The sequence below is a fragment of the Marinobacterium sp. xm-a-152 genome (genome assembly GCF_013282965.1).
In the GTDB taxonomy this organism is placed as follows: Bacteria; Pseudomonadota; Gammaproteobacteria; order Pseudomonadales; family Balneatricaceae; genus Marinobacterium_E.
Genome location: NZ_WBYI01000011.1, coordinates 101,673 through 110,902, shown reverse-complemented (window position 1 = coordinate 110,902; position 9,230 = coordinate 101,673). Strand labels below are relative to the sequence as shown.

Annotated in this window: 12 protein-coding genes; 6 read left to right on the top strand and 6 right to left on the bottom strand. The window is 48.3% G+C overall.

The features are described 5' to 3' along the window. Nucleotides 1-97, top strand: a 97-nt coding sequence (locus XMA152_RS11155; protein ID WP_173482665.1) for an IS3 family transposase, incomplete at its 5' end; no start/stop codon positions are given. 68 nt (nucleotides 98-165) lie between these two features. Here XMA152_RS11155 and XMA152_RS11150 read toward each other — a convergent pair. Beyond that, complete coding sequence (locus tag XMA152_RS11150) at nucleotides 166-648, bottom strand: peptidylprolyl isomerase (RefSeq protein WP_173483634.1); 483 nt, start codon at nucleotides 646-648, stop codon at nucleotides 166-168. 317 nt (nucleotides 649-965) lie between these two features. Here XMA152_RS11150 and XMA152_RS11145 point away from each other — a divergent pair, with 317 nt between their 5' ends. The 4 genes from XMA152_RS11145 to XMA152_RS11130 are packed head-to-tail and all read left to right on the top strand — an operon-like array spanning nucleotide 966 to nucleotide 3,487. Continuing rightward, nucleotides 966-1,529 carry a glutathione peroxidase gene (locus tag XMA152_RS11145; RefSeq protein ID WP_173483633.1) on the top strand — a complete coding sequence of 188 codons (564 nt, stop codon included), beginning with the start codon at nucleotides 966-968 and terminating at the stop codon, nucleotides 1,527-1,529. A 7-nt stretch (nucleotides 1,530-1,536) separates the two neighbouring features. After that, nucleotides 1,537-2,526 (top strand): NAD(P)/FAD-dependent oxidoreductase, encoded by a 990-nt coding sequence (locus tag XMA152_RS11140; RefSeq protein WP_173483632.1) that lies wholly within the window; start codon nucleotides 1,537-1,539, stop codon nucleotides 2,524-2,526. A 26-nt stretch (nucleotides 2,527-2,552) separates the two neighbouring features. Beyond that, a complete protein-coding gene (locus XMA152_RS11135; RefSeq protein WP_173480589.1) occupies nucleotides 2,553-3,239 on the top strand; it encodes a M48 family metallopeptidase in 687 nt (228 codons plus the stop codon). Nucleotides 3,240-3,283: 44 nt separating this feature from the next. After that, nucleotides 3,284-3,487, top strand: coding sequence for a hypothetical protein (locus tag XMA152_RS11130; protein ID WP_173480590.1), 204 nt, complete (start codon nucleotides 3,284-3,286; stop codon nucleotides 3,485-3,487). On the opposite strand, the gene XMA152_RS12755 is transcribed toward XMA152_RS11130, so the two are convergent. Further along, nucleotides 3,484-3,618, bottom strand: coding sequence for a hypothetical protein (locus XMA152_RS12755; RefSeq protein ID WP_256368146.1), 135 nt, complete (start codon nucleotides 3,616-3,618; stop codon nucleotides 3,484-3,486). The genes XMA152_RS11130 and XMA152_RS12755 overlap by 4 nt on opposite strands. 25 nt (nucleotides 3,619-3,643) lie before the next feature. Further along, entirely contained in the window at nucleotides 3,644-4,219 is a 576-nt protein-coding gene (locus XMA152_RS11125; protein ID WP_173480591.1) for a TIGR04211 family SH3 domain-containing protein, read from the bottom strand. 104 nt (nucleotides 4,220-4,323) lie between these two features. On the opposite strand from XMA152_RS11125, the gene XMA152_RS11120 reads away from it, so the two are divergent. Further along, nucleotides 4,324-5,136, top strand: coding sequence for a mechanosensitive ion channel family protein (locus tag XMA152_RS11120; RefSeq protein WP_173480592.1), 813 nt, complete (start codon nucleotides 4,324-4,326; stop codon nucleotides 5,134-5,136). A gap of 30 nt (nucleotides 5,137-5,166) precedes the next feature. On the opposite strand, the gene XMA152_RS11115 is transcribed toward XMA152_RS11120, so the two are convergent. The 3 genes from XMA152_RS11115 to mqo all read right to left on the bottom strand — a co-directional run bounded on the left by XMA152_RS11115 (nucleotide 5,167) and on the right by mqo (nucleotide 9,215). Continuing rightward, nucleotides 5,167-7,326: a hypothetical protein gene (locus XMA152_RS11115; protein WP_371731497.1), complete on the bottom strand. Its 2,160-nt coding sequence runs from the start codon at nucleotides 7,324-7,326 to the stop codon at nucleotides 5,167-5,169. 2 nt (nucleotides 7,327-7,328) lie between these two features. Next, complete coding sequence (yidD, locus tag XMA152_RS11110) at nucleotides 7,329-7,634, bottom strand: membrane protein insertion efficiency factor YidD (RefSeq protein ID WP_371731412.1); 306 nt, start codon at nucleotides 7,632-7,634, stop codon at nucleotides 7,329-7,331. Between the two features lie 78 nt (nucleotides 7,635-7,712). Further along, nucleotides 7,713-9,215, bottom strand: coding sequence for a malate dehydrogenase (quinone) (gene mqo, locus XMA152_RS11105; RefSeq protein ID WP_173480594.1), 1,503 nt, complete (start codon nucleotides 9,213-9,215; stop codon nucleotides 7,713-7,715). Between the last annotated feature and the right edge of the window lie 15 nt (nucleotides 9,216-9,230).

Here is a 9,230-nt window from a genome sequence, read left to right as displayed (position 1 = left end):
AGAATACATTGATTATTACAACAACGAGCGAATTAAGCTTAAACTAAAAGGCCTGAGTCCGATAGCATATCGAAATCAGGCCTTGAGCGCCGCTTAGAAATGAGTCCAACTTTATGGGGTCAGTTCAATTTAACTCGGCTTTTTTAATGTTAGATCGATGGTGGATTAGTGGTGGTGACCGCCAGCTCCATGAACATGACCGTGCTCAACTTCTTCAGCGGTTGCTTCACGTACTTCAACCACTTCAACATCAAAGTTGAGCGTTTCACCAGCAAGCTGGTGGTTGCCATCAAGAGTGATCTGGTCGCCTTCAACTTTAACAACGGTTACAGGCTGCTCCCCCCAAGGTGTTTGAGCCATAAACTGCATGCCAACATCGATATCATCAACGCCTTGGAACGCGCTGCGATCAACTTCTTGGATCAATTCATCACGAATCTCGCCATAGCCTTCAGCCGGTTCAACGGTAACCTGAAGTGCATCACCAACCGCTTTACCAGTTAGGGCGTTTTCTAGACCGGGAATGATGTTTTGAGCACCTTGTAGGTAGACAAGAGGATCCTGTCCTACAGAGCTATCAATCGTCTCGCCCAAAGCATTGGTAAGAGTGTAGTGAATAGAGACAACAGTTTTGTCAGCGATTTTCATCTTTCTCTCCTTATATTGGAGATGCAGACCATTAGTGAATCGCAGTGCTCCGTGAATGTAGGCGACTATGCTAACAAACTACAAGGGCAGGTTGTAGGGTAAATCACCGATGACTAAGAGCCGATGACAGGCTGAAGCCAGTCACGGTTACTCCGTAGATAGTTCAAAGCACCGGTGACAGTAATTTGCTCCTGCAATTACCGCATACAGCACATCCGTGTACTTAACAGGTTTCAACCTGTCATCCTCTGTATCGGTCATCCGAAACCTCTATCTGAGCGTAAATATTGAAGTAAAAATCAACACCGAGGCGCACAATGAAGCTTATGAAAATATTAACCCTACTGGCAGCCGTTTTTGGCTTTAAAATAGCCTCAGCTGATACTTGCACTAACGTGCTGAATCATACCGTTCGTGAGCTAGCCGGTGAAAAAGAGGTCAACCTCTGCGAAGAGTACAAAGACAAAGTGGTCTTGATCGTCAATACAGCCAGTAAGTGTGGTTTTACCGGGCAGTATGAAGGTCTTGAAGCGATGCATGCTAAGTACAAAGACCAAGGCTTTGCAGTGTTAGGTTTCCCTAGCGGTGATTTCGCCAACCAGGAGTATCGTGAGGAGGGGCAGATCAGAGAGTTTTGTCGTTTAACTTACGGTGTTAAGTTCCCGATGTTTGAGAAGTCTGTGGTTCGTGGTGATCAAGCAAGCCCTCTATGGGCGGATTTGATTGCTGCAACAGGAACCGCCCCGAAATGGAATTTCTACAAGTACTTGATTGGCCGTGATGGTAAAGTCATTGATGTCTACTCAAGTGTCACGTCACCCGAAAACAGAGGCTTCATTAATACCGTTGAAAAAGCCATTGCAGTAGAGCCCAATTCATAGGAAGAATATGCCAAGGATAGCCATTATCGGCGCTGGTTTAGCCGGCGCTACACTCGCCAATAGACTGACCTCTTCAGGTTTTACTGTTGATCTATTTGAAAAATCACGAGGAACGGGTGGGCGTTTAGCCTCTACTCGCGTTGGTCAACTCTCTGCTGACTTGGGTGCACCCTATCTAGATGGCTGTTCCAGCGAGTTTGAGCGTTTCTTAAATGCCTATGCCGAAACCGGTGTGATTGAGACCTGGAGCACCACGCGCTCGAATTTTAGCCTCACACAACATGAGTCCGTTGAGTACAAGATTGGCGCGGGTCGTAACAGTCTGTTTACTCGTGAACTACTCAAAGGCACTACGCTTCACACTGAAACCCGTATAGGTGTCGTGTGGAGTGATAAGCAGGGTGTACTCATTCGAGATGATCAAGGTGAACTGATCGACTATTTTGATGCGGTAGTTGTTGCCGCCCCCGCGCCACAGGCGGTGCCTCTTCTGGAAACCTCACCACGCTTTGCTCATCGAGCTGAGCAAGCAGCAACTTCAGCCAATTGGATTGCACTGTTTCAGTTAGAGAAGCGACCCTCGCGTTTAGACGGAGTTTCTGTGATTGAGGGAGAGCATCCTGAGTTCTACCGTATCGTGGTCGAGAGTGACAAACCCGGCCGAGAGGGTCTATTGGTTCGAGTTGAAATGCGTGAATCTTGGAGCGAAGCACACATTGATGATGATCGAGAGCTTCTTCTGAAAAAAATAGAGGGGTTATTGTCTGATTGGCTGGGCGAATCGATAGAGCCCAGCGCCTCAAAAATTCACCGTTGGCTCTACAGTCGAACTCTGCAGAGTGCTCAATTAACGGAACCTCTGTGGGATGCTGAGCTTTCGATTGGCGCCTGTGGAGACTGGATTAATGAGCCCGGTTTGGCAGGAGCTTGGAAGAGTGCCAATGAATTGGCCGATGTCATTATTGACTCTTATAGTACAAGCGGTAGTCTGTCCTAACACCCGCATAGTTAAGATGGCACAGATTGATTGAGTTCGAATATACCCTAGAGCGATCCAGTAGACGTCGAACTCTGTCGATTCAAATCGACAGGGGTAGAGTCGTTGTCAAAGCACCACTATTCATTAGTGAGGCTGATATTCAGCAATGGGTTCTGAGCAAACAGGCCTGGGTCACTCCTAGGCTAGTACAACAGCAGAAAGCATTGAGTAAGCACTCCATTGATCTGCATTCAGAGACTCTGGTCGTTAATGGCATCAACTACCAACTTGAGAAGGTCTCTCAATTAACACCCGAAGAGAAAACAATCTGTCACACTGGCCGTTCCGTCAGGGTTAAAGTCAATGCGCGCTCAACAGATCAGTCAATCAGACGACAGCTTCAATCTTCACTAAAGGGGGCTGCCCAACAGCAGTTAATTGCACGTTCTGAGCAGTTATCGAGTTTCACTGGTCTAAAGCCCTCATCCGTCAATATAGGCAGCTATACGAGTAAATGGGGGCAGTGTTCCAGTCGCGGTGAGATCACGCTTAACTGGCGATTGATACACCTTTCACACACTCTGCAGGACTATGTGATCATTCACGAACTCTGTCATTTGAAAGAGATGAACCACAGTCCACGCTTTTGGGCCCTGGTTAGCCGCTTCTTTCCAGACTATCAGTTGGCCAAACAAGAGATAAAAGATCGCTTCGCCTACTTAAACTGGTAGAGGTAAGTTGTTAGACTGGCGTGACTGTTTATTAGAGGTGTACGGTGCAATCGTTTCTATTTTCGACTGAAGATGATCGTGGTGGTGTGATTTTGTGTGATATCGACACCCTTGAAGAGGTCGTACCTTACCTTCAAGCACGATTCAAAGGTGTTATTCGTGTCGAGCAGGGGCGTCGTGCATGGACCATTGAAAATGGGATCGCAGACTTTACGCCACGTCCCATTACCGATGAAGACTTAGCTTAGCGGCGACGCTTTTTCTGGCTGCGCTCTTCGATACGAATCGGCTGCAGAACAGGCTTTTTAGACTGAATATTTGTGCTGATGATGTACAGTGCTGCAGCAATACACAGAGCGCCTAGAATAACCATTTCCATACTCACTTCTCTCTGTTTTTGTTAATTAAAACCACTCATCCTGTCTCTTCTTACGACGAGGAAGGTGGGGAAGGATCAATCCAACGATCAAACCTGCTAAGGCGATCAGTCCGCCATGCGTTAACCAGCGCATTAGGTTTGATTGATCCATATTAGCGACTTGAAACTCAAGTTCGCGAATCCGTTTATCTTTGATGACAAGCTCTGTGGTCGAGTCAGTCGCTTCATCGCGGTAGCTTGCCAACTCTGTTTCGAGTTGGGCGATTTGATCGTTTTTCTTTGCCAAATCTTCACTAAGCGACGCTAGCTGCTGTTTTAGATCCGGTAGCTCAGTCTGCAGAACTGTCAGTTTGCTTTGTCCCTCTGCTAAGTAGCGAGTGAGAACATAACCCTCTTTGCCATCGGCCAGTTTGATCTTGGTGTAATCTTTGCCGCGCTCTAACAGAGTCACGGGATCGCCACTGCGAACTCTAGAGACGATGCGGTATTCGTAAGAGGGGCCGCTGTGCATGAAGAGCTGAACATCATCGGCGATATGGTAATCAGCCGCATAGAGGTGGCTTGACATTAGAAGAGCAAATAGAGAAAAAACTGAACGCATAGCTGGGAAACTGCTTTACCTAGGTTATAGTGTAGATATGGGGGTGAATTTATCACTATCAACCTTACCCGCAGCTTAAATTTAGCCTTTTTGGACGTTTAACTATGCCTGATTTGCAATCTCTTATGGATACCTACTTAGTCCCATGGTCTATCAATATCGCCACGGCTTTGGCCATCTTTGTGGTGGGTCGTTGGTTAGTCAAATTTGCAACCCGACTGCTTGAGAGAGGGCTGCACCGTACATCAATGGACAATATGCTGGTCAACTTTGTCCGCTCCGTCATCAGCATTCTGTTGACGCTGCTGGTTATCGTTGCCGCGCTGGGTCAATTGGGTGTTGATACCACCTCATTGATCGCTCTGGTCGGTGCCGCAGGTTTGGCAATCGGTCTGGCACTGCAGGACTCGTTGAAAAACTTTGCTGCGGGTGTCTTGCTGATCTTCTTCCGCCCATTCAAAGAGGGTGACTTTGTCGAAGTGGCTGGCATATCCGGCGTAGCTGAAGAGATCACGATTTTTAATACGGTGATGCGTACCGGAGATAACCGCGAAGTGATTGTGCCAAATGGTTCGATCTATTCAGGGATCATCACGAACTACAACCGTAGACCGACACGTCGTATCGATATGATCTTTGGTATCAGTTATGACGATGATCTGCGTAAAGCAAAACAGATCTTAACAGAGGTTGTGACGGCCGATAGTCGAGTCTTGGAGGATCCTGCCCCTAAAATTGCGGTATCAGAATTGGCCGATAGCAGCGTTAATTTCATTGTGCGCCCATGGGTTAAAACCGAAGACTATTGGGAGGTCCGTTGGGCACTGACCGAAGAGATTAAAGTGCGTTTTGATGCGGAAGGCATCTCTATTCCTTACCCGCAAATGGATGTTCATCTCAAAAAAGAGGAGGCCTAAAGCCTCCTCTGATTCTTTACTCTGCGGGTACTAACTCTCATCAGTTGAGAGCCCCAATCGTGCTTTCAGTGTCTGGTTTTCATGGGTTAGCTTCTGTATCTCTAAGCGATGCCCATGAATCACTTCGTACTGACGATCAACCTTCTCCTCTAACACCTTGTTCGCATTTTTTAGCTTAGCGAGCTCGTTGTTAAGCTGTTCGTTATTATCTTGCAGCGACTCAAACAGAGGACTGTTTTCGGTTTCTGAACTGCTCAATTTTAATTCGCTGGCAATGTGAGAGAAGAGCGCTTTTAGATCGGCGGATTCTCGGTCGGAGTAGCGAATAGACTCTTCAATTGCTGAATGTGCACCTGCTGCGCCAATAGAGCCGGCTAATCGTTGCTCGAGTAGTCGATGAAACTCCATCAATTCGACAATGGTGAAATGAGTGCGAGCACCTAGCTGGAGGTCCGTCAAAATGCTGCCAAGTACCTGATCCGCCGCATCACTGCTTAGAAAACGGTTGAGAAGAAGCTCAGCCTCTTGGGTTTTCGGCTCACGCTCAATATAGGCTTCAAGCCCAGTGGGGCGGGCATTGCGATATCGGTCCGTTAACATCTCGTTAGTGGCGTTAAACAGCTCTTCTGTCTGAGCTCTCTCAACCTTACGAGGCTTGTAGAGTTTACTGCCAACCACATACAGCGTGATGTTAAACAAGAGTGACCAGAATACGCCGTGGGCGAGTGGGGGTAAAAATTCCAGTCCAAACAGTGCATTAGGACGCAGCCATGAGTGGCCAAACAGTCCATTCGTCATAACACTGGCATCGATCCAGCCCTCACCAACCATAGGCGGTAGCACTAAGGTGAAGCCCCAGAGAATAAAGCCAGACAATAAGCCCAGTGCTGCGCCTAAACTATTCCCTTTACGCCAAAATAGACCGATTAACCCAGCGGGTGCTAACTGCAGAACTGCCGCGAACGAGATTAAACCCAATGCAACTAACAAGTAAGGTGCATCGAGTTGGTTGGCAAACAGATGGGCAATTAACGCAATGCCTAGAATGAGTATCCAGCGCAGATGGAGCAGTGAGGCGCCTAAATTGAGATCCGGTTTAAAACGACGCCAGATGGGAATCACCAAGTGGTTTGATGTCATCGTCGCTAGGGTAATTAGGGTAACGATGACCATACCCGTGGCGGCGGCGAATCCGCCTAGGTAACCCACCAGGGCCATCACCTCACTATTAGCGAGCTTAGGTATCAATAGAACGAACTGATCACCAGAGCTTTTTGGAAGCCCGAGCAACAGCCCGGCCAGTGCGATAGGAATAACAAATAGGTTGATGCCAAGCGTGTAGATAGGAAAGAGCGTCAGGGCGCTCTTGATGTGTGTCGTACCCGGATTTTCAACGACCGTGACATGAAACTGTCTTGGCAGCATCAGGATGGCGGCTGCGCCTAGTATGATTAGGGCAACCCAGGTTAAGAAACTGTCCGATCCACCAAAGCTGTAAACCGACTGTAAGTTGGCCTGCTCCGCTTGCTTGAGGAGATCGTCAAACCCATCAAACAGACCAAAGGTGACAAACAGACCCAGGGCAATGAAGGCAAACAACTTTACCAGACACTCGGCGGCTAACACGGCAATAATGCCCTGGTGACGTTCAGTCGGATCAATTTTTCGGGCACCGAAAAGAATCGTAATAAACGCGAGCGTCAGTGTGATGATGGCAGCCGACCAGCTACCTTGGGTTGCTGAGTCGTTGGTCAGTACATCAAACGCACTATTGATCGCACGCAACTGAAGAACGATGTAAGGCAGCAGCCCTAGAATCGCAATGATGGTCACCAGAGCGGCAATGCGCTGAGAGCGTCTGTAACGCGTTGATATGAAATCGGCAATGGACGTTAAACGAAAACTCTCTTTGGCCAGAACCATTTTTTTGATCGCTTTGGCACCAAAGAGTAGACCTAAAATGGCACCGATATAGATGGCAAAGAACTGGAGTCCGTTCTCGAGCGCGAATCCAACGCTGCCATAGAAGGTCCAAGAGGTAAAAAAGACCGCTAATGAGAGGGCGTAGATGGGTCCCTGGAAGCTAAGACCAGACTGTTTCCTTACCTTACGCTCAACAAAAATCGCTAATGCAAACAGAAGAGCCATGTAGAGCAGAGCAATGCCTGTAAGGCTGGCAGTAGAAAACACGATCAGTGCTCCTTGTTCTCAGGGTGTGAACAGCCGCAGCTTTGTTCGGCAAGTTCTTGTTGATAACTGCTCTCAAGCTCACTGCCTGGAACCGGATCTATCCCACCATCAGACCCTGGATGGCAGCGTCCAATGCGTTTTAAACCGAGCAGTGTGCCTTTGAGGGGGCCGTACAGTTGAATCGCTTCGATCATATAGCTAGAGCAGGTTGGGTAGAATCGACAGCGCGGACCCAGTACAGGACTGATGAACAGTTGATAGAACCGAACCGTCAGTACGAGAAGATGTTCAAAAAAATGTTTAACCACACCGGACTCCTTATTGACGCAATGGTAGTCCTTTAACGCCAATAAACCAATCCGGTGGGGTCCCAGAAATAGAAAGAGTTAGGCCGCTTGAGAGGCCTTTTTCTCATCCAGTTGTAGTGTCTCAAGCGTTTTAGCCCGCACCGTACGAAGAAGATCGCTATTGGTCGCCAATGATTCACCGTAGGATGGAATCATCTGTTTTAGCTTCTCGGACCAGTTCGACTTCTGCATGCGCTCAGCAAAGCACTCTTCGATGATCGAGATCATCGTGCTGGTTGCCGTTGATGCACCCGGTGATGCGCCCAATAGTGCCGCTATCGAACCATCAGCTGCAGAGATCACCTCTGTACCGAACTCTAGCTTACCCTTGGTTTCATTGCCCGGTTTGATGATTTGGACACGCTGACCGGCGTAAGAGAGTTCCCAATCGTTCTCTTCAGCATCTGGGAAGAAGTTGCGAAGTGACTCTACACGTGAACCGTGCGTCTGCATTACTTCACTGATTAGATATTTGGTCAGATCCATGTTGTTGCGGGCAACTGACATCATTGGCATCAAGTTGTCTGGGCTCAATGACATCGGCAGATCCATCAACGAGCCATTTTTTAGGAACTTAGTAGTGAACCCTGCAAAAGGACCGAACAGCAGTGCTTTTTCACCATTGATAACACGGGTATCCAAGTGGGGTACTGACATGGGTGGCGCACCAATGGGGGCCATGCCGTATACCTTGGCTTGGTGACGCTCGATGACCTCTTTGTTCTTACAGATCAACCACTGACCACTAACTGGGAAGCCGCCGTACCCTTCACCTTCAGGGATGCCAGATTTTTGCAACAGAGGTAGAGCTCCACCACCGGCACCGAGGAAGACAAACTTCGCACGGACTTTGTAGGTGTCTGGCTTAGCAGAGTGTTTCAGTTTGACGCACCAACGGCCATCCTCTTCCTGTTTAAGATCTTGGACTGTTGACGACAGTTTGAGTTCGAAGTTGCCACTAACTTCAAGGAAATTGACCATGAAGCGCGCAAGTTCACCAAAGTTAACGTCCGATCCATATCGCACGCGAGTAGCAGCAATCGGCTGGTTATCTTCGCGGTTTTGCATCACTAGAGGCATCCACTCGCGAATTTGCTCAGGATCTTCGCTGTACTCCATCGCCTCAAAAAGAGGGTGCTGTGAAAGTGCTTGGTGGCGCTTACGAAGGAAATCGACGTTATCTTCACCCCAGACAAAACTGCAGTGGGGCGTTGTGTTGATGAACTTCTTAGGATGAGGAAGCGCACCTTTATTCACAAGGTATGACCAAAACTGCAAGCTGATCTCAAAACATTCGTTAATTGAGAAAGCTTTGCTGCAGTTAATTGAGCCGTCAGCCTGGCGAGGGGTGTAATTCAACTCACAATAGGCTGCGTGCCCAGTACCCGCGTTATTAAGACCATCGGTGCTTTCGCTAGCCACGTGGTTGAGACGTTCGACCATCATCATTTTCAGATTAGGGTCCAGCTCCTGGAGCATAACGGCAAGCGTCGTACTCATCGCTCCTGCGCCAACTAACAATACATCTACTTCTGAATCCATAACTCGACTACCATC

Bases quoted from the DNA above. Each gene is read 5' to 3' on its own strand.
- XMA152_RS11150 (WP_173483634.1), bottom strand. From the start codon at position 648: ATGAAAATCGCTGACAAAACTGTTGTCTCTATTCACTACACTCTTACC.
- XMA152_RS11145 (WP_173483633.1), top strand. From the start codon at position 966: ATGAAGCTTATGAAAATATTAACCCTACTGGCAGCCGTTTTTGGCTTT.
- XMA152_RS11140 (WP_173483632.1), top strand. From the start codon at position 1,537: ATGCCAAGGATAGCCATTATCGGCGCTGGTTTAGCCGGCGCTACACTC.
- XMA152_RS12755 (WP_256368146.1), bottom strand. From the start codon at position 3,618: ATGGAAATGGTTATTCTAGGCGCTCTGTGTATTGCTGCAGCACTGTAC.
- XMA152_RS11125 (WP_173480591.1), bottom strand. From the start codon at position 4,219: ATGCGTTCAGTTTTTTCTCTATTTGCTCTTCTAATGTCAAGCCACCTC.
- XMA152_RS11120 (WP_173480592.1), top strand. From the start codon at position 4,324: ATGCCTGATTTGCAATCTCTTATGGATACCTACTTAGTCCCATGGTCT.
- mqo (WP_173480594.1), bottom strand. From the start codon at position 9,215: ATGGATTCAGAAGTAGATGTATTGTTAGTTGGCGCAGGAGCGATGAGT.